The 21329-nt window shown below is 44.9% G+C and carries 16 protein-coding genes, 2 tRNA genes and 1 pseudogene; 3 read left to right on the forward strand and 16 right to left on the reverse strand.

The window, feature by feature from the left end; all coding sequences use genetic code 11:
- Positions 1-25: 25 nt before the first annotated feature.
- The 3 genes and pseudogenes from PluTT01m_RS23165 to PluTT01m_RS23175 form a co-directional block, all read left to right on the forward strand.
- A pseudogene (locus PluTT01m_RS23165) lies at positions 26-1114 on the forward strand (histidine kinase); the annotation flags it as partial.
- 2 nt (positions 1115-1116) lie between these two features.
- Entirely contained in the window at positions 1117-1833 is a 717-nt protein-coding gene (btsR, locus tag PluTT01m_RS23170; RefSeq protein ID WP_041380417.1) for a two-component system response regulator BtsR, read from the forward strand.
- A 170-nt stretch (positions 1834-2003) separates the two neighbouring features.
- The gene (locus PluTT01m_RS23175; RefSeq protein ID WP_011148598.1) at positions 2004-3806 is read left to right on the forward strand and encodes a carbon starvation CstA family protein; all 1803 of its coding nucleotides are present in this window, start codon (positions 2004-2006) and stop codon (positions 3804-3806) included.
- A gap of 138 nt (positions 3807-3944) precedes the next feature.
- On the opposite strand, the gene PluTT01m_RS23180 is transcribed toward PluTT01m_RS23175, so the two are convergent.
- The 16 genes from PluTT01m_RS23180 to ftsH all read right to left on the reverse strand — a co-directional run bounded on the left by PluTT01m_RS23180 (position 3945) and on the right by ftsH (position 21324).
- Positions 3945-5864: a DEAD/DEAH family ATP-dependent RNA helicase gene (locus tag PluTT01m_RS23180; RefSeq protein ID WP_011148599.1), complete on the reverse strand. Its 1920-nt coding sequence runs from the start codon at positions 5862-5864 to the stop codon at positions 3945-3947.
- Positions 5854-5934 carry a protein YrbN gene (gene yrbN / locus PluTT01m_RS28355; protein WP_105394837.1) on the reverse strand — a complete coding sequence of 27 codons (81 nt, stop codon included), beginning with the start codon at positions 5932-5934 and terminating at the stop codon, positions 5854-5856. Before yrbN ends, PluTT01m_RS23180 begins: the two co-directional genes overlap by 11 nt.
- Before the next feature lie 101 nt (positions 5935-6035).
- Entirely contained in the window at positions 6036-6920 is an 885-nt protein-coding gene (gene nlpI, locus PluTT01m_RS23190) for a lipoprotein NlpI (RefSeq protein ID WP_011148600.1), read from the reverse strand.
- Positions 6921-7167: 247 nt separating this feature from the next.
- Positions 7168-9297: a polyribonucleotide nucleotidyltransferase gene (gene pnp / locus PluTT01m_RS23200; protein ID WP_011148601.1), complete on the reverse strand. Its 2130-nt coding sequence runs from the start codon at positions 9295-9297 to the stop codon at positions 7168-7170.
- Between the two features lie 245 nt (positions 9298-9542).
- Complete coding sequence (gene rpsO / locus PluTT01m_RS23205; RefSeq protein WP_011148602.1) at positions 9543-9812, reverse strand: 30S ribosomal protein S15; 270 nt, start codon at positions 9810-9812, stop codon at positions 9543-9545.
- Positions 9813-9934: 122 nt separating this feature from the next.
- Complete coding sequence (gene truB, locus PluTT01m_RS23210; protein WP_011148603.1) at positions 9935-10882, reverse strand: tRNA pseudouridine(55) synthase TruB; 948 nt, start codon at positions 10880-10882, stop codon at positions 9935-9937.
- Entirely contained in the window at positions 10882-11292 is a 411-nt protein-coding gene (gene rbfA, locus PluTT01m_RS23215) for a 30S ribosome-binding factor RbfA (protein WP_011148604.1), read from the reverse strand. The genes truB and rbfA overlap by 1 nt, the downstream gene beginning before the upstream one ends.
- 65 nt (positions 11293-11357) lie before the next feature.
- Entirely contained in the window at positions 11358-14087 is a 2730-nt protein-coding gene (gene infB, locus PluTT01m_RS23220; protein WP_011148605.1) for a translation initiation factor IF-2, read from the reverse strand.
- 24 nt (positions 14088-14111) lie between these two features.
- Positions 14112-15620, reverse strand: a complete 1509-nt coding sequence (gene nusA, locus PluTT01m_RS23225; RefSeq protein ID WP_011148606.1) for a transcription termination factor NusA — start codon at positions 15618-15620, stop codon at positions 14112-14114.
- Between the two features lie 21 nt (positions 15621-15641).
- Positions 15642-16094: a ribosome maturation factor RimP gene (gene rimP, locus PluTT01m_RS23230; RefSeq protein WP_011148607.1), complete on the reverse strand. Its 453-nt coding sequence runs from the start codon at positions 16092-16094 to the stop codon at positions 15642-15644.
- Positions 16095-16305: 211 nt separating this feature from the next.
- Positions 16306-16382, reverse strand: a tRNA-Met gene (locus PluTT01m_RS23235).
- 58 nt (positions 16383-16440) lie between these two features.
- Positions 16441-16529, reverse strand: a tRNA-Leu gene (locus PluTT01m_RS23240).
- A 56-nt stretch (positions 16530-16585) separates the two neighbouring features.
- Positions 16586-16924 carry a preprotein translocase subunit SecG gene (secG, locus tag PluTT01m_RS23245; protein WP_011148608.1) on the reverse strand — a complete coding sequence of 113 codons (339 nt, stop codon included), beginning with the start codon at positions 16922-16924 and terminating at the stop codon, positions 16586-16588.
- A 176-nt stretch (positions 16925-17100) separates the two neighbouring features.
- Entirely contained in the window at positions 17101-18438 is a 1338-nt protein-coding gene (gene glmM, locus PluTT01m_RS23250; protein WP_011148609.1) for a phosphoglucosamine mutase, read from the reverse strand.
- On the reverse strand, positions 18435-19280 hold the full coding sequence (gene folP / locus PluTT01m_RS23255) for a dihydropteroate synthase (protein ID WP_011148610.1): 846 nt from the start codon (positions 19278-19280) through the stop codon (positions 18435-18437). The genes glmM and folP overlap by 4 nt, the downstream gene beginning before the upstream one ends.
- An 82-nt stretch (positions 19281-19362) precedes the next feature.
- On the reverse strand, positions 19363-21324 hold the full coding sequence (gene ftsH / locus PluTT01m_RS23260; protein WP_011148611.1) for an ATP-dependent zinc metalloprotease FtsH: 1962 nt from the start codon (positions 21322-21324) through the stop codon (positions 19363-19365).
- Between the last annotated feature and the right edge of the window lie 5 nt (positions 21325-21329).

A 21329-nucleotide genomic window follows, 5' to 3' on the forward strand; every position in this document is an offset into this window, starting at 1 on the left:
TTCTATCTCAGCCTATTGCGGGACACACCCTAGTGCATTTTCTGCTCAGGCACTGAAAATCGCTGTCTATACGGAGGGTATTCTGCGAAAAGGATTTAATGAAAATAACAGTATGCGAGTAGCAAAAGTTATTTATCAACAACTGGAAATCGGCGCAGTTGCTATTACAGACAGAGAAAAACTCTTGGCATTTATTGGTATCGGTTCAGATCATCACCTTCCTGGAACACCTATTTCTTCGGAACAATCCCGTCGAGCAATTGAAAATAATGAAGTGGTTTATGCTGATGGCAATGAAATACCTTACCGTTGTTCAATCAACCCAATCTGCAAATTGGGTTCCACCTTAGTTATTCCGCTACAGGGAGAAAATCAGCAAGTTATTGGCGCAATCAAACTTTATGAAGCCAAAAACCGTCTGTTCAGCTCAATCAACCGCCCCCTAGGGGAAGGTATTGCCAGCCTGTTATCTGCCCAAATCCTCACAGGACAATATGAACGTAACAAACAATCACTGCTCCAATCAGAGATTAAGCTGCTTCATGCGCAAGTGAATCCTCACTTTTTATTTAATGCCTTAAATACCCTGCAAGCAGTGATCCGACAGGACAGCGATCAAGCAAGTCAATTAGTACAATATCTCTCAACCTTTTTCCGTAAAAACTTGAAACGGTCAGAAGAGATTGTCACGCTGTCTGATGAAATAGAGCATGTGAATGCTTACTTACAAATTGAGAAGGCGCGTTTCCGTGAGCATCTGCAAATAAACATTGAACTACCGGAATCTCTGCTTCACACCAAATTACCCGCTTTTTCTCTCCAACCAGTAGTAGAAAATGCGATCAAACACGGCACATCACAGTTATTAGAAACCGGTAGGGTTACTATTCGTGCTCATCAGCAGAATCAATTGTTAATACTGGAAGTGGAAGATAATGCCGGTCTTTATAAATCGGCCTCTATGGGGGATGGATTAGGAATGAGTCTGGTAGATAAACGACTACGACTTCGCTATGGTGAAAATTATGGTGTGCAAATAGATTGCCAGCCAGAAAAATTTACCCGCGTAATTTTACACTTGCCACTCATTAAAGAGGCTAATAAAACTGTGTGAATATGAATATATTAATTGTTGATGACGAACCGCTCGCACGAGAAAACCTACGTTGTTTGCTAGAAGAAGAACATGATATTCAAATTATTGGCGAATGCGCCAATGCCGTTGAAGCCATTGGTGCCATATATCATCTAAAACCCGATGTTGTATTTTTGGATATCCAAATGCCACGTATCACTGGATTAGAAATGGTTGGTATGCTCGATCCAGAACATCGTCCCTACATTGTTTTTCTGACCGCATTTGATGAATATGCAATACAAGCGTTTGAAGAACACGCATTTGACTATTTATTAAAACCACTAGAAAAAAATCGTCTAACCAAAACGTTACAACGATTACGGCAAGGGCATCAAAAACAAGATATTTCTATCCTGAAAACAGAAGAACCACTGAAATATATCCCATGCACCGGCCACAGCCGAATCTGGCTTGTGCAACTGGATGAAATACTTTATGTCACCTCCCGTCCAAGTGGAGTTTATGTTATGTGTACCAATGGGCAGGAAGGATTTACTGAACTGACACTCCGTACACTGGAAACCCGCACACCATTGATGAGAAATCATCGTCAATATTTGGTCAATATGACCCATCTGCGCGAAATTCTATTTGGTGATCACGGACAGGCCGAACTGATCCTACGTAATGGTGAAACTATTCCTGTCAGCCGCCGTTATTTGAAACCATTGAAAGAAGCATTAGGATTGAAGTAACCGTGATATTCATCACCTTTTTAGCAGGTTAGTCAGTTCTTACTCACCGCTCACCTGCTGAATCTGACCACTTAACCCGCCATACAACCACTCACTCAGACACTCCCTTATAGCTTCCTTTACCTATGACAAGATACGAGTAAAAATTTATAACTCTCAGGAGAAGAGAAATGCAACACGCTCTCACATTTGTCATTGCAACGTTGTGTATTCTGGTTATCTGCTACCGCTTGTACGGCGTATTCTTTGTTAAAAAGGTACTGAAAGCAGATGACAGCGAGGTTACACCTTCCCATTTATTGGAAGACGGTAAAGATTATGTACCCACGAAAAAATGGGTCAATTTTGGTAGCCACTTCGCCGCAATCGCAGCCGCAGGACCGCTGGTTGGCCCTGTGTTAGCAGCCCAATACGGTTATTTGCCAAGTATGTTATGGTTATTAATCGGCTGTGTTATCGGCGGGGCCGTGCATGATACGGTTGTTTTATTCGCCTCAATGAAACATAGCGGTAAGTCCCTGTCAGAAGTTGCCAAAACAGAACTTGGCCCAATTGCTGGTTGGTGCACCGGCCTTGCAATGCTGTTCATCATTACTATTACTATGGCAGGTCTGTCCATGGTGGTTGTTCACGCGCTAGAGCGTAACCCTTGGGGGACATTTGCAGTATTTATGACCATTCCAGTCGCAATCGGTGTCGGTCTATGGGAGCGCTTCACAGGTAATATGCGCGGAGCAACATGGGTAGGTATTATTACCATTATGGCTTGTGTGATTGTCGGCCCTTACATTCAAGCATCCGCCTTCGGTGAATGGCTGAGCCTGCGTACATCAACTGTCAGCTTGGCACTGCCAATCTATGCATTTTTTGCAACCGCTCTGCCAGTATGGATGCTACTGACTCCCCGTGGTTATCTTTCTAGTTTTATGAAAATCGGCGTATTCGGCGCGCTAGTTGTGGGAGTCATCTTTATTAACCCGGAGATCCAGTTCCCGGCAGTCACTGAATTTATTCATGGCAATGGCCCTGTACTGGCTGGTCCGGTGTGGCCTTTTATCTCCATCACCATTGCGTGTGGTGCTATTTCTGGTTTTCATGCATTTATCGGCTCTGGCACAACACCAAAACAGATCGATAAGTGGAGTGATATTCTGCCAGTGGGTTTCGGTGCAATGCTGGCAGAATGTGTCGTTGGTGTCATGGCGTTGATCGCTGCCACTTCCCTATATCCTGCTGACTATTTCGCTATTAACTCCTCCCCAGAGGTCTTTGCTACATTGGGTATGGATGTTATCCATCTACCAAAACTGAGTCAGGAAATTGGTTTGGATCTGTATGGCCGTACCGGTGGTGCAGTCACATTGGCGGTTGGTATGGCAGATATCTTCACCCGCATCCCTTGGTTCAGCCAGCTAGCATCCTACTTTTTCCAGTTCGTCGTCATGTTTGAAGCCGTATTTATCCTGACAGCAGTTGATTCCGGTACGCGTGTTGCCCGCTACCTACTGCAAGATTTCCTGGGCGATATATGGGCACCTCTGAAACGTATCGACTGGTTACCGGGTTCCATTGGTTGCAGTATCGTTGCCTGTTTACTGTGGGGCTACCTACTGAATTCCGGCGATATCAATTCAGTCTGGGCACTATTCGGGGTATCCAATCAACTGATGGCCTCCATCGGCCTGATGATTGGTGCAACAATTATCCTACGTCTGTCTGAAAAACGCTGGTATATGCTGACCTGCCTGATACCACTCGCTTACCTGTACGTTACTGTGAACTACGCAGCTTACTGGATGGTGAAGAATGTTTACTTCAACTCCGCAACAAAAGGTTTCAATATCTTCAACGGAACAATCTCCATTGTGATGGTTATCCTCGGCATTGTGATTATGGTCTCTTCCATTATTCAATGGCTGAAACTGTGGCGTGTCCGCAGTACAAGTAATTCAGTTGAAGTACTAACTAACTGATCTCTTTCTGCATATCAAAAGCTGCCTTTTGTATAAAGAACAGCTTTTTTATTATAAAAATATTAAATCAATTAACTGATAACAAAAACGGCTCCTGTAAAAAGAGCCGCTTTATTATTTAAATATCAGTTCAGATGATTACTGTGCGTTACTATTGTTATAACGACGGCGTGGAGCAGATGAACCATGATCATCACCACGACCACGGAAATTGCTACGGCTCTGACCTTCACCACGACCTTCTCCACCGCGGCGTTCACCATTGAAGCGACGGCCACCACCATTGAAATTCTCACGATCACGGCGAGGGCCACTACCACTACTATTACCGTTACCATTGCCGTTACGCCCACCACCACGACGTTCACGGCGCTCAAATGGCTGTGCATCACCCATTAACTGCATATTCATTGGCTTATTCAGAATGCGGGTACGGGTAAAGTGGGATAACAAATCACCTGGCATGCCTTTTGGCAATTCAATCGTGGAATGCGTTGCAAACAATTTGATGTTGCCAATATAACGGCTGCTGATATCACCTTCATTAGCAATCGCACCAACGATATGACGAACTTCAACACCATCATCGCGGCCCACTTCAATACGGTACAACTCCATTTCACCAACATCACGGCGTTCACGACGAGGACGATCACTACGTTCGCCACGATCATCAAAACCATTACGACGACGATCATCACGTTCGTTGAATTCGCGGCGAGGACGACGAACCGGGTCCGGAGGCAGAATCAACGGGCGCTCACCCTGTGCCATTTTCAATAATGCAGCCGCCAGCGTTTCTATATCCAGATCTTCCGCAGGTTGCAGTTTAGACAACAGAGTACGGTACTGATCTAGATCGCTACTTTCCAATTGCTGCTGTACATTAGCGGCAAATCTTTCCAGACGACGCTGACTCAATAATTCAGCATTTGGCAGTTCAACTTCCGGGATAGTCAGCTTCATTGTACGTTCAACGTTACGTAACAAGCGACGTTCACGGTTTTCTACAAACAACAATGCACGACCTGCACGACCTGCACGGCCAGTACGGCCAATACGGTGAACATAAGATTCCGCATCCATTGGAATGTCATAGTTAACAACCAGACTGATGCGCTCAACATCCAAGCCACGCGCTGCAACATCAGTTGCAATCAAAATATCCAAACGGCCATCTTTCAGACGTTCCAATGTCTGCTCACGCAGTGCCTGGTTCATATCACCGTTTAGCGCCGCACTGTTGTAGCCATTACGCTCCAGTGCTTCTGCTACTTCCAACGTTGCATTTTTGGTACGCACAAAAATAATCGCAGCATCAAAATCCTCAGCTTCAAGGAAACGCACCAAAGCTTCATTTTTACGCATACCGTAAACAGACCAGTAGCTCTGGCTGATGTCAGGACGAGTCGTTACACTCGCTTGGATACGCACTTCTTGCGGATCGTTCATAAAACGACGAGTAATGCGACGGATAGCTTCTGGCATAGTTGCAGAGAACAGTGCAGTCTGATGTTCAGCAGGAATCTGGCTCATGATGTTTTCAACATCTTCGATAAAGCCCATACGCAGCATTTCGTCTGCTTCATCCAAAACTAAACCGCTCAGGTTAGACAGATCCAACGTACCACGCTTCAGATGGTCCAGAAGACGCCCTGGTGTACCCACAACAATTTGTGGCCCTTGACGTAAAGCGCGTAACTGAACGTCATAACGTTGCCCACCATACAGTGCAACAACATTCACGTTACGCATATGTTTAGAAAAATCTGCGCACGCTTCGGCTACCTGTACCGCCAGTTCACGGGTCGGTGCCAACACAAGGATCTGCGGAGCTTTCAACTCAGCATTGATATTATGTAGTAAAGGCAGACTGAATGCCGCTGTTTTACCACTCCCCGTCTGTGCCATACCCAGTACGTCACGGCCATTTAATAAATGGGGAATACATTGTTGCTGAATTGGAGATGGCTTTTCATAGCCAAGATCTTCCAGCGCAGAAAGGATAGGTGCTGATAAACCCAGATCAGCAAAAGAGATTTCAGTCTCAGTGGTCATGTAATGGTGCCTCATTAGTTATGGCGGCCAGTCTACATAACGCATCGAAAAAAATTTCGGTCATTTTCATTTAAAATGTGAACTGGCTCAAATTATTTAATTAAACGAACAAATAAGCCCTCATCGGTCAAGATGATGGACTTTGTTAATCGATCTCGAAATGTTCGTCAGCTATTGCTGGTCCGATTCTGATAGGTCATCTTGTTCCTGGCCTAACAGCGCCAATTCCAACAATGCATAGCGGTGCTCAACAAAGTTATGTGCGTTGTTAGCTACCGTCAGCTTGAATAACGCAGATGCGCTATCCTTGTCCCCCAGACTTAGGTAATGTTTACCTAAATAGAAGTCAGTTTCACTGAGATGCTCAGCGAGCGAAGTGTTATCCGTTGCATTCTCTTTCAAGCGATTCATCAATGTATATTCACTAATTTTGCCTAAATAGAATTCAACTATATTCCAGCCCCATTGCCCCCGGTTCGCTTTTTCGTAGTGTTGCGACAAGTTCAACATCGCTCCTTTAGGATAAAATTCTTTTTCCACCAGGTACAACCACAACGAACGGAAAGGATCATTTGGATCGTCTTGATAAAACGCCTGCAGATCATCCTGCGCTAACTTATACCGACCACCGTAATACAACGCGATGCCACGGTTAAGACGCGCGTAATTGTAAGTTGGATCAAGCTCTAATACAGAATCAAACGCTTCATAGGCAGCATCAAAATTGCTAGCCTGTGTGAAGTAAATTCCCAGATAATTAAAAATCTCTGGAATATTAGGCCGAATAGATAAGGCAACAGAAAAATCATTCCGTGCCAAAGCCCTCAGCCCGAGACTATCATACAGCACACCTCTCTCATATAAAAGCTGCGCGTACTCATCTTCTGTCAATGACCGACTCGCAAGAATCTGTTCCATGCGAGCCAGAATGACTTCTTGTTGCAATGAAGGTTGTAACGGAATAGCAAAAACTTCGTTTTTACGCCAATCCTTGCTGCTGCATCCTGCCAAAAGAAGTATTGCTACAGCATAACACCAGCGCAGAAAAAGATTCATTTCCTACTCCCGAAAGTCAGACATTGATTAAGAATGCCCTATCACCCATATTGCATTTATTGGGCCTCCTGCCCTGAGTCTATAAACGGCGCTTTTTTACAAACGCCGTTTATACCCGTTATCTTTCAAGTTGCCTCTTTGTTGGCTGTACTCGCTCACCCCGGTCACATAGTTATCTATGCTCCAGAGGACTCACTCCCTTACCGTCGCGATGCATCTTGAAATCCATAGGGTATATACATCAAATTTATTCTGCTGATTGTGGTGCCACTGGTGTATCCTCGACAATTACTCCGACTGTCGCTTCTTTAATACTCAGACGAACACGACCCTGGCGATCAATTTCCAGAACTTTAACTGAGACTTCCTGACCAACCTGCAAATAGTCAGCCACTTTCTCAACACGCTTATCAGCAATCTGAGAAATATGTACCAGACCTTCTTTACCACCACCGATAGCAACAAACGCGCCAAAATCAACGATACGGGTTACTTTACCAGTGTAAATGCGAGCTACTTCGATCTCAGCAGTTATTTCTTCAATGCGACTGATGGCATGTTTTGCTTTTTCACCATCAGTTGCAGCAATTTTCACTGTGCCATCATCTTCAATTTCAATGGTGGTACCGGTTTCTTCTGTCAGTGCACGGATAACTGAACCACCTTTACCGATAACATCTTTGATCTTATCAGGATTGATCTTAATAGTGTGAATACGTGGTGCAAATTCAGAAATATCATTACGTGGGCTATTAATTGCCTGTTCCATTACACTCAGGATATGCAAACGCGCACCTTTTGCCTGATTCAGAGCAATTTGCATAATTTCACGGGTAATGCCTTCAATTTTGATGTCCATTTGCAGCGCGCTGATACCTTCACAGCTACCCGCTACTTTAAAGTCCATGTCTCCCAAATGATCTTCATCACCCAAGATGTCAGACAGAACAACAAAATTATCGTCTTCTTTCACTAATCCCATTGCAATACCAGCAACAGCAGCTTTAATCGGCACACCTGCATCCATCAACGCAAGAGATGCACCACAAACAGATGCCATTGAAGACGAGCCGTTTGATTCCGTGATTTCAGAAACGACCCGAACGGTATATGGGAATTCGTTAGCTTTTGGCATAACTGCCGCCACACCACGTTTGGCCAAACGACCATGACCAATTTCACGACGTTTTGGTGAACCCATCATACCTGTTTCACCAACAGAATATGGCGGGAAGTTGTAGTGCAGTAGGAAACGATCTGTGCGCTCTCCCATCAACTCGTCAATGATCTGTGCATCACGTTCTGTACCCAAAGTCGCAGTAACCAAAGCCTGAGTTTCACCACGGGTAAACAGCGCAGAGCCATGAGTTCGAGGCAGAACACCAGTACGTACATCCAATGCACGCACCATATCTTTTTCACGACCATCAATACGTGGTTCACCACGCAAGACGCGGCTACGAACAACTTTTTTCTCTAAGCTACCCAGAATTTCATGGATTTCAGCTTCCTCTAAAGCTTCATCCTGTTCCAGCAGTGCTGCCGTAACTTCCTCTTTGATAGCATCAACCTGAGCATAACGCTCCTGTTTTTCAGTGATACGATAAGCATCACCCAAACGGTCTTCTGCCAATCCAGCTACACGGTCATGCAACGCTTGATTAACAGATTCTGGCACCCAATTCCATTTTTCTTTGCCTGCTTCCGCAGCCAACGCATTAATGTTATCAATAACCACCTGTTGTTGTTCATGACCGAATACTACCGCACCTAACATTTGCTCTTCAGTTAGAATGTCTGCTTCAGACTCAACCATCAGAACAGCACCAGCAGTACCTGAAACCACCAGATCTAAACGGCTATTTTTTAGCTCATCACTGGTTGGGTTCAGCACATACTGATCATTAATATAACCAACGCGAGCAGCACCAATTGGACCATTGAACGGGATACCAGATAGTGCCAGCACAGCAGAAGCACCGATCATTGCAACAATATCTGGATTAACTTGCGGGTTAACAGAAACAACTGTTGCTACAATCTGCACCTCGTTCAGGAAACCGTCCGGGAACAGAGGACGCAGAGGACGATCAATCAAACGAGCGACTAACGTTTCTCCTTCACCTGGACGACCTTCACGACGAAAGAAACTGCCAGGAACACGACCAGCAGCATAAGTACGCTCCTGATAGTTAACAGTCAGAGGAAAGAAATCCTGACCTTCTTTTACTTTCTTTTGACCAACAACAGTGACAAATACAGCCGTGTCATCCATATTGACCATGACAGCAGCTGTGGCCTGGCGTGCCATCATACCTGTTTCGATAGCAACGGTATGTTGGCCATATTGAAATTTACGAACAATCGGATTAAGCAAAATAATATCCTTTCGTTAACATTGCCTTTTATATTCAGCAGACAACAATGAATGATCTCTCCATGCCACATCCTCGCGACTAACGACAGGTCTTACTCCCTTAAGCACTCTCATTAGCCGCGCGAACCTCTGTAACTGAAGAGCCTAAACAAAAACCACCACCAGCATTTTTGTGCTGTTATCTATGATGGCTTCTCAGAAGAAAAGGGGCCCTATATGGCCCCTTTCCACTGAAACTTGCTTGATTAGCGACGCAGGCCAAGACGCCCAATCAGCGCAGTGTAACTTGTTACATTTTTACGCTTCAGATAGTCCAGAAGTTTACGACGCTGAGAAACCATGCGCAGCAGACCACGACGGCTGTGGTGATCTTTTTTGTGCTCTGAAAAATGGCCTTGCAAGTGGTTAATCTGTGCAGTTAGCAAAGCAATCTGTACTTCACTAGAGCCACTGTCATTCACATCACGACCAAATTCAGCAATAATTTGCGCTTTTGCTTCAGTACTTAGAGACATATTACAACTCCAAAAACATATAAAATAAAATTACAGGTGCCGATCTCTAATTCAGCCACCCAACATATAACTGCGCCATTCTACGCTGCAAATAAGTTAAGCGCAAGATAACCCAAAATACCCTAATCCCGGCTTTCGACAACTAAACGGCGGGGAGCAACAAGCCCATCATCATTGATAACAGCAATGCCAATGAATTTCCGTTCATCACCTTCAGTCACACGTACCATACTTTCAACTAAAGCTGGGGATTTGGCACTGCGCACCGCCTGACCTTGTTTAAAATAAGCCGCAACTACTGGAATCAAATTAACCTCTGGGAAATGAGCAATTGCACTATCCATTGGTAATAGTAATGAATCAATTAATTCGCCCACAGGTATTTCTTGATCTTTGGCCTGCTTTTGTAATTCATATAATTGCTCAAGTGTCACCATGCGATCATTTGGATAATTCGCTACCTGTAAACGTCTTAAATAAATAACGTGAGCACCACAGCCTAATAATTCACCTAAGTCATCAATAATAGTGCGAATATAAGTGCCTTTCGAACAGTGTATTTCCAATTCCAGTTCATCATTTTCCCAACGGATAAACTGTAATTCATAGACTGTAATTGGTCGTGCTTCGCGTTCTACCTCAATACCCTGACGAGCATACTCATACAATGGTTTTCCCTGATATTTCAGTGCAGAATACATGGAAGGAATTTGCATGGTATCACCACGGAATTTATCCAAAGCTGCATCAAGTTGAACCTGACTTAGCTGGATTGCCCTTTCACTGATGATTTGCCCGTGTGAATCTGATGTGTCAGTTCGCTGACCAAGACGAGCTATCACTCGATAACGCTTGTCAGAATCAAGTAAGAACTGGGAAAACTTCGTCGCTTCACCAAGGCAAACCGGTAGCATACCGGTTGCCAGTGGATCCAACGCGCCAGTGTGACCAGCTTTGCTAGCGTTGAAAATACGTTTTACTTTTTGTAACGCATCATTAGAAGAAATATCCTGCGGCTTATCCAGTAACAACACACCATGTATATCACGACCGCGACGATGACGCCCCATTACTTCTCCTCTTTGTGATCCGTAGAAGCCCGGCGCTGTTCATCATTCTTTACAACATTAGTAACCAGATTGGACATCCTCATCCCCTCTACCAAGGAATTATCGTAGGAGAAAGTCAGTTCCGGTACGACACGCAAACGCATTGCTTTACCTAGCAGAGAGCGAATAAAACCAGAAGCTTCATTCAATGCCTTAATACCATTCTTTACCACATCAGAATCATGTTCTTCAGTCAACACATTCAGAAAGGTGACGAATACTTTGGCATAAGCCAAATCACGAGAAACTTCAACGCCAGAAACAGTTGCCATACCAATTCGGGGATCTTTCACTTCTCGCTGTAAAATGATGGCAATCTCTTTTTGCATTTCCTGTGCAACGCGCTGAGTACGGCTGAATTCTCTTGCCATTGTCATATCTCCTGACATTTGGGGGGCAAAAGCCCCCCAATAATGAAATTAACCAGTGGTAGGAATTAAGCGATAGATCGTTTAACTTCAATAATTTCAAATACTTCGATCATGTCACCAACACGAACATCGTTGTAGTTCTTAACACCGATACCACATTCCATGCCATTACGGACTTCGTTAACGTCATCTTTAAAGCGGCGAAGGGATTCCAATTCACCTTCATAAATCACTACGTTATCACGCAACACGCGAATTGGATTATTACGTTTAATAGTACCTTCGGTCACCATACAACCCGCAATCGCACCAAATTTCGGTGATTTAAACACATCGCGAACTTCTGCTAGTCCCATGATCTGCTGTTTATATTCAGGTGCCAGCATACCACTCATTGCCTGTTTAACCTCATCAATCAGGCTATAGATAACAGAGTAATAACGCAGATCCAAACTTTCATTTTCAACAACCCGGCGTGCAGAAGCATCGGCGCGAACATTGAAGCCCAGAATAATTGCATTAGAAGCAGCAGCCAGTGTTGCATCAGTTTCAGTAATACCACCTACGCCAGAGCCGATGATTTTCACTTTCACTTCATCAGTAGACAATTGTTCCAATGCTTCGCGGATCGCTTCACATGATCCCTGAACGTCAGATTTCAGAACAATATTCAATTCAGAAACTTCACCTTCTTCCATGTTAGCAAACATGTTTTCCAGTTTAGATTTCTGCTGGCGAGCCAGTTTGACCTCACGGAATTTACCCTGACGATACAGAGCAACTTCACGAGCTTTCTTCTCATCACGTACAACAGTTGCTTCATCACCAGCCGCAGGTACGTTGGATAGGCCAAGGATTTCCACTGGAATAGATGGCCCCGCGGAGAACACTTCACGACCTAGCTCGTCACGCATTGCACGAACTCGTCCATATTCAAAGCCACAAAGTACTATATCACCTTTGTTCAAAGTACCTTCCTGAACCAGCACTGTCGCAACCGGGCCACGGCCTTTATCCAAGAATGATTCGATAACAACGCCGCTTGCCATACCAGAACGGACTGCTTTTAGTTCAAGAACTTCAGCTTGAAGTAAGATTGCGTCCAGCAATTCATCAATACCAATACCCGCTTTAGCGGATACATTGATAAACTGAGTTTCACCACCCCACTCTTCAGGCTGAACACCGTGCTGAGAAAGCTCACTCTTCACGCGATCCGGATCAGCTTCTGGTTTGTCGATCTTGTTAACCGCAACAACTACAGGCACACTCGCTGCTTTTGCATGCTGAATAGCTTCGATAGTCTGAGGCATCACACCATCATCAGCAGCAACAACCAGGACTACGATGTCGGTAGCTTTTGCACCGCGTGCACGCATTGAAGTAAATGCCGCATGCCCTGGGGTATCCAAGAAAGTAATCATGCCACTGTCAGTTTCAACATGGTAAGCACCGATATGCTGGGTAATACCACCCGCCTCACCAGAAGCAACTTTCGTAGAACGAATATAATCCAGCAGAGAAGTTTTACCGTGGTCAACGTGACCCATGATGGTCACAACCGGCGCACGCGGTTCAGCAACAGCTTCACCTGTATCGCGGTCGCTCATCAGCGCTTCTTCCAGCTCATTCTCACGACGCAGGATAACTTTATGGCCCATTTCTTCAGCAACCAGCTGTGCAGTTTCCTGATCGATCACCTGATTAATGGTTGCCATTGCACCCATTTTCATCATGGCTTTGATGACCTGAGAACCTTTGACAGCCATTTTATTCGCCAATTCAGCAACAGTAATAGTTTCACCTATCACAACATCACGGTTAACAGCAGCTACAGGCTTATTGAAACTTTGTTGCAATGTACTGGTTTTACGTTGCTTGCCTTTTGTACGACCAACTGCACGGGCTTCTTCACGATCTGCTTTAGATTCAGAATGTTTATTATTTTTCTTCTGGCGAGTAGCCTTACCACTACGACCGCGGGCACGACGATCACCTTCAACTTTAGCATCATTTTCGTCTTCTGCTGCACGGGCATGACGGGAGGTAGTGACATGATAATCGTCGCTATCAATGGAATCTGAATCACTTGACCACTTATCCTGATTCTCTTCAGCCATACGACGAGCTTCCTCAGCAACGCGTTTAGCTTCTTCCTCTACCTTACGACGCATCTCTTCTTCTGCTTTACGCTTAAGATCGGCAGCTTCTGCTTCACGGCGTGCTTTTTCACTTTGAATTGTTTTATCAGTCTGTGCTGGTTTCTGTTTATGTTCGGTATGTTGATTGGTCACTTTTTCACTTTCCGCTGCCTGGCGCTTAGCTTTTTCAGCTGCTTCACGTTTGGCCTTTTCTTCTGCCTCACGTTTAGCCTGCTCTTCAACGAGTTTCTTCGCTGCTGCTTCGGCTTCGCGTTGCGCTTTTTCTTCTGCTTCGCGCCGTGCTTGCTCTTCCGCTTCACGCTTCGCCTGCTCTTCCGCTTTAGCCTGTTCAACTGCATCACGGTTCACATATGTACGCTTTTTGCGGACCTCAACGGCTACCGGTTTGCTTTTACCATCGGTGCCTGAAACATTCAGCGTACTACGTGTCTTACGCTGCAATGTCAATTTATCGGGTTTACCAGCTGAACCACCTTGCTCGCGGTTCAAATGCGCCAGTAAAGCTTCTTTTTCTTTCTGGGAGACAAAATCAGTTTCGGTTTTTTTAATCCCTGCATCAGCAAATTGCTGTACCAAGCGATCAACCGAAGTCTGTATCTCTTCTGCCAGTGATTTTACGGTTACATCTGTCATGCTGTTCCTTCCTGCTACGGTTTATTACGCATCATCGCCAAACCAACAGATATTTCGGGCAGCCATGATGAGCTCGCCTGTTTTCTCATCATTCAAACCTTCAATATCAGATAGGTCGTCGATACCCTGCTCGGCAAGATCTTCCAGCGTACAGATGCCACGGGCAGCTAGGTCAAATGCCAGAGTACGATTCATACCAGTCAGATTTAACAACTCTTCAGTTGGTTGTTTATCACTGAGGCTTTCTTTCTGAGCCAGTTCCAGAGTAGTTAAAGCAGCTTTCGCACGTTCACGCAGGACTTCGATAGTTTCCTCATCAAGGCCTTCAATTTCTAGAAGTTCCTTAATTGGTACATAGGCCAATTCTTCCAGAGTTGAGAACCCTTCTTCGACTAGAACAGTAGCAAATTCTTCATCAATATCGAGATGCTTAGTGAATGTATCAATAGAAGCATGAGCTTCTGCCTGATGTTTTGCTTGTAACTCTTCAGCAGTCATGACATTTAATTCCCATTTGTCATCACCACGATGTTTTTTCAACAACTGCGCAGCCAGGCGCACATTTTGACCATTACGGCCGATAGCCTGCGCTAAGTTGTTGCTTTCAACGGCAACATCCATCGTACACTTGTCTTCGTCGACAACAATAGATGCAACATCAGCCGGAGCCATAGCATTAATGACAAACTGAGCAGGATTATCATCCCACAGTACGATATCGATTCGTTCGCCGCCCAGTTCACTGGAAACAGCCTGTACTCGCGCGCCACGCATGCCAACGCAAGCACCTACCGGATCGATACGCTTGTCATTCGTTTTTACTGCAATCTTAGCGCGAGATCCCGGATCGCGGGCAGCAGCTTTAATTTCAATCAGCTCCTCACCAATTTCCGGAACCTCAATACGGAACAGTTCAACCAGCATTTCCGGGCGGGAACGACTGACAAACAGTTGCGCACCTCGTGCTTCAGGGCGAACATCATACAGTACACCACGCACGCGGTCACCTGGGCGAAAATTTTCCCTTGGTAACATATCTTCGCGAAGGATAACGGCCTCAGCATTATTGCCTAAATCAAGAGTGATATTCTCACGATTGACTTTCTTAACCACACTGGTGATGATCTCACCTTGCTGTTCGCGGAACTGATCAACAACCATAGCGCGCTCAGCCTCACGTACTTTTTGTACAATAACCTGTTTAGCGGTTTGCGTTGTAATACGATCAAACGTTACTGATTCAATTTGATCTTCGGTATAGCTACCCAAATCGATTTCAGGCTCTTCAAATCTAGCCGCTTCTAGCGTAATTTCACGAGTCGGCTGAGTCACTTCTTCAACAACTAACCAACGACGGAAAGTGTCAAAATCACCAGATTTACGGTCAATGCTGACACGAACATCGATATCTTGTTCATATTTTTTCTTGGTGGCTGTGGCCAATGCTGTTTCCAGCGCCTCGAAGATCTTTTCGCGTGGAAGGGATTTTTCGTTGGAAACCGCTTCCACAACAGCCAGAATTTCTTTATTCATCCTAGTTGCCTCATCCGAACTTTAAAAGTGGGGTACCAGGTTCGCTTTCTGGATGTTGCTCAGTGCGAACACTTCATCTTTTCCATCCACCGTAACCGTGATCATTTCGCCGTCGACAGTTTTAATAATGCCCAGCCATTTCCGACGGTTTTGCATTGCTATACGTAAAACCAGACTGACTTCCTCACCAATAAAACGCTGGTAATGTTCAGTCGTGAACAATGGGCGTTCTAAGCCAGGTGAAGAAATTTCCAGGTTATAAAGCACTGAGATAGGATCTTCGACATCCAATACCGCACTGACCTGGTGGCTAACATCAGCACAATCATCAACAGTGATACCATTCTCACTATCAATATAAATCCGCAGTGTAGAAACACGTGCACGAATAAACTCCAAGCCGACTAACTCAAAGCCTAAAGCTTCAACTGGTGCTGAAATCATCGCTGTTAATTTTTGCTCTAATGTGGACAAGCCCACCCCCAAGACATAAAAAAAGGGCTAATTAGCCCAGTAGTTCTGTTGTCAAATAACAAAAAACCCCGAAATTCGGGGCTTTATGCAACTGGACCCTATTTGCTGCCAGTGGCTTCAACCACTCACTTCATGCCCCTTTAAATCAGAATCAATATTTCAAATATTGCTGAATTATTTCGTTCAAAAAGGTGCATCTCAATTTAAGAAGTGGTTGCGGGAGCCGGATTTGAACCGACGACCTTCGGGTTATGAGCCCGACGAGCTACCATGCTGCTCCATCCCGCGTTCGAAAACGTGGCAAATATTACGCCGATAGCTGCAAAAACGCAAGCTATCCGAATAATGGTACCGAGGACGGGACTTGAACCCGTAAGCCCTAGTGTGGGCACTACCACCTCAAGGTAGCGTGTCTACCAATTTCACCACCTCGGCACTACATGAAGCTATCACTGATTAAACAGCCTCATCTTAATTCTTTCCTGTGACGACTACTGAGGAATATCACTATTTGGTGCTGCTGGTGCCGTCGGAATCTCCGTTGACTTCTCGACTTTAGCAGGCTCGCCAATGTTTTCCCACTTACTGCTTGCACCAGTCTGGTTACTGGTCATATTGCCAAGCACCAAACTAATAATGAAAAACAGAGTGGCGAAAAGTGCGGTCATACGAGTCATAAAGTTACCAGAGCCCGATGAACCAAACAGCGTCGCAGAGGCACCCGCACCAAAGGAAGCACCCATATCAGCACCTTTACCCTGCTGTAGCATAACCAAGGCAATTAGCCCGATAGCAACTAGCAAGAAAACAACTAAAAGAGCTCCATACATATGTCGTACCTATGTCCTCGTGGGGTTTACCACGGTTTACGTGGCTACCTTATACCGCATCACCCACTCAAACAGGCTAATCACCTGACCGAGTGGGTCTGAATACTAACCAAACCACATCTGATACGCAAGGTTAATTTCAATAATCAGAATCACTTGAGGAAAAAAACAACAAATTAGCCCGCATGTTTCACCGCATCAGCAATACGATGAGCCAAGGCCGTGACTTGCACATCATCTTCACCTTCTACCATGACACGAATCAATGGCTCAGTACCAGATTTACGTAATAATACCCGTCCACGACCATTTAATTCAGTTTCAACAGATTTAGTAATATTAATTACATTTTCCGATTTAAGTGGATCGTGTGAACCGGAGAAACGAACATTTACCAGTACCTGTGGCAAAAGTTTCATACCACTACACAGATCGTGCAAACTCATATGGTTACGTACCATAGCACTCAGAATCTGAAGGCCAGCAACAATGCCGTCACCTGTAGTTGTTTTATCCAGTAAGATAACATGACCAGAGTTTTCGGCCCCTAAACGCCAGCCTTCTTCCTGCAATTTTTCCAGCACATAACGGTCACCCACTTTAGCACGCAAAAATGGGATACCAAGCTGCTTCAATGCTAACTCCAATCCCATATTACTCATCAGCGTACCAACAACGCCACCACGCAGTTGTCCTTGTCTCAATGCTTCACGGGCAATAATATAAAGGATCTGGTCGCCATCAACTTTCTGTCCCAAATGGTCAACCATAATAACGCGATCACCATCACCATCAAATGCCAAACCAACATCTGCTTTCTCTTCTACAACACGTTGCTGCAACAAACGAACATCGGTAGCACCACACTTTTCATTAATATTGATACCGTTTGGTTCACAGCCAATCGTCACAACATCAGCCCCTAGTTCTCTGAGTACATTTGGAGCAATGTGGTAAGTCGCACCGTTAGCGCAATCAAGTACAATTTTCAATCCATTAAGACTTTGCTCACTTGGAAATGTACCTTTACAGAATTCGATATAACGACCAGCAGCATCAACAATACGATTTGCACGCCCCAACTCTGCGGATTCCACACAAGTCAGTGGCTTTTCCATTTCAGCTTCAATCGCTTCTTCCACATCATCCGGCAGTTTCGTACCATCAATAGAGAAAAATTTAATACCGTTATCATAATAAGGATTATGAGAAGCAGAGATAACAATTCCAGCTTCAGCACGGAAAGTTCGGGTCAGATAAGCAACAGCAGGTGTTGGCATAGGACCAGTGAACGAAGCAGATAAACCAGCCGCAGCTAAACCTGCTTCTAAAGAAGATTCCAGCATATAGCCAGAAATACGGGTATCTTTACCGATAATGATCTTACGAGAACCATGACGAGCCAGTACCTTACCCGCAGCCCAACCAAGCTTTAACACAAAATCTGGCGTAATTGGGCTATCTCCCACTTTGCCACGGATACCATCGGTACCAAAGTATTTGCGGTTACTCATAATTTCTTTTCTTCCTTTGCTGAAAGTGTTGCTCCGACAATGTGCATTGCCTGCACGGTTTCTTTGACATCATGTACCCGAATAATTTGCGCTCCTTGCATAGCAGCGATAACTGCGCAAGCTACACTACCGATAACCCTTTCTTGTGGCGGCACATGAAGCAACTGACCTATCATAGATTTACGTGACATTCCTGCTAGCACAGGTAAACCAAATTGATGAAATTGATTTAAATGCGCCAGTAACTGATAGTTATGCTTCAAGTTCTTGCCAAAACCGAAGCCAGGATCAAGAACAAGTTTATCTTTTGTTATCCCTGCCATCGCACAACGTTCAATTTGCTCAGTAAAAAATTGGTTCACTTCTATTAACAAATTTTCATAATGTGGAGCATCCTGCATAGTACGTGGTTGGCCTTTCATATGCATCAAGCAAACGGATAAGCCAGATTTAGCTACGCTTTCCAAAGCACCAGGCTCTTGTAATGCACGAATATCGTTAATCAAATGGGCACCAGCTTTTGCTGACTCACTCATCACCAATGCTTTCGAAGTATCAACAGAAATCCAGATATTAAATCGTTGAGCTAAAGCCTCAACAACCGGAACAACACGATCCACTTCTTCCTGCTCACTAACTTCATCAGCTCCCGGACGGGTAGATTCCCCACCGATATCAATGATCGCAGCGCCTTCATTAATCATCTTCTCAGCATGTTGTAAGGCCATATTCAGGGTATTATGAGCCCCACCATCAGAAAATGAATCTGGAGTCACATTCAAAATACCCATTACTTGTGGACGGGAAAGATCGAGAACATTGTCTCTGGCTCTGAGTTTCATGTTAGGCTACCTTCAATGTCAAAACCCCAGGGCTTACCTGGGGTTTCATGAATATCAATCAGACTACGAAACCATAGAACAATTACTGATCTTTATTTCCTGACTGCCCTACTTGCTCACCACCTTGCGCCAATGTATTGATATCATCAGTTGGTTTTGCAGCTTGTGGAGGAGGTGTATTACCTGTTGGGCGACTGTTATTACTGCTGCCGTTATCACTTTCCCATCCTGCTGGTGGACGAACATTTGTACGATTCATTAAGTCATCAATCTGGGGAGCATCAATAGTTTCGTACTTCATCAATGCATCTTTCATCGAATGCAGAACATCAAGGTTGTCCATCAGAATCTGACGAGCACGTTGATAGTTATGATCGATAATTGCCTTAACTTCCTGATCAATAAGACGAGCAGTTTCATCAGACATGTGCTTAGCTTTAGCAACTGAACGGCCAAGGAACACTTCCCCTTCTTCCTCTGCATAGAGTAATGGGCCAAGTTTTTCCGAGAAACCCCACTGCGTTACCATGTTACGGGCAATTGATGTCGCCACTTTGATATCATTAGATGCACCAGTAGAAACACTGTCTGGGCCATAAATAATCTCTTCCGCCAGACGACCTCCATATAAGGTTGAAATCTGGCTTTCCAACTTCTGGCGACTAGCGCTGATCTGATCGCCTTCCGGTAGGAAAAAAGTCACCCCCAAAGCGCGACCACGCGGAATAATGGTAACTTTATGAACAGGATCATGCTCAGGAACCAGACGGCCAATAATAGCATGGCCTGCTTCATGATAAGCAGTTGATTCTTTCTGCTCTTCCGTCATCACCATAGAGCGGCGTTCAGCGCCCATCATGATTTTGTCTTTCGCTTTTTCGAATTCAACCATAGAAACTACGCGTCTGTTACCACGGGCAGCAAACAAAGCAGCTTCATTCACCAAGTTAGCCAAATCAGCACCAGAGAATCCCGGAGTACCGCGAGCAATGACAGAAGCATCAACATCTGTATCCAGAGGAACCCGGCGCATATGAACTTTCAGAATCTGCTCGCGGCCACGTACGTCTGGCAAACCAACAACAACCTGACGGTCAAAACGACCTGGACGCAACAACGCAGGATCAAGTACGTCGGGACGGTTAGTCGCGGCAATAACGATAATACCTTCGTTGCCTTCAAAACCATCCATCTCAACCAACATCTGGTTTAGAGTCTGCTCACGTTCATCGTGACCGCCACCCAAACCAGCGCCACGCTGACGGCCCACCGCATCAATTTCATCAATAAAGATGATACAAGGTGCTGCTTTCTTCGCCTGCTCGAACATATCACGAACACGGGATGCACCAACACCAACAAACATTTCAACAAAATCAGAACCAGAGATAGTAAAGAACGGCACTTTCGCTTCACCAGCAATTGCTTTTGCCAGTAAAGTCTTACCCGTACCCGGAGGCCCAACCATCAGAATACCTTTCGGAATTTTTCCACCCAACTTCTGGAAGCGGCCTGGCTCGCGCAGATATTCCACCAGTTCACCAACTTCTTCTTTCGCTTCGTCGCAACCAGCAACATCAGCAAAAGTGGTTTTAATCTGATCTTCTGTCAGCATACGGGCCTTGCTTTTACCAAAAGACATTGCCCCTTTACCGCCACCACCCTGCATCTGACGCATAAAGAAAATCCAGACCCCAATAAGCAGCAACATCGGGAACCAGGAAATGAAAATAGAAGTTAGCAGACTTGGTTCCTCTGGGGGTTCACCAACCACTTTTACGTTTTTATTCAGTAACGTATCTAGCAGTTTTTCATCCTGTACTGGTAGGTAAGTGGTGTATCTGCTGTTATCTTTCCTACTAACGTTAATTTCACGACCTGTGATACGAACTTCGCGCACCTGATCCTGGGCTAATTCATTGATGAAGGTAGAATAATCCACCCTACGACTATTGGAATCGCTGGGACCAAAACTCTGGAATAACGACATCAGCACAACTGCGATAACTAACCAGAGAATCAGGTTTTTCGCCATGTCACTCAAGGGAT

It is taken from the genome of Photorhabdus laumondii subsp. laumondii, from assembly GCF_003343245.1.
Classification (GTDB): domain Bacteria; phylum Pseudomonadota; class Gammaproteobacteria; order Enterobacterales; family Enterobacteriaceae; genus Photorhabdus; species Photorhabdus laumondii.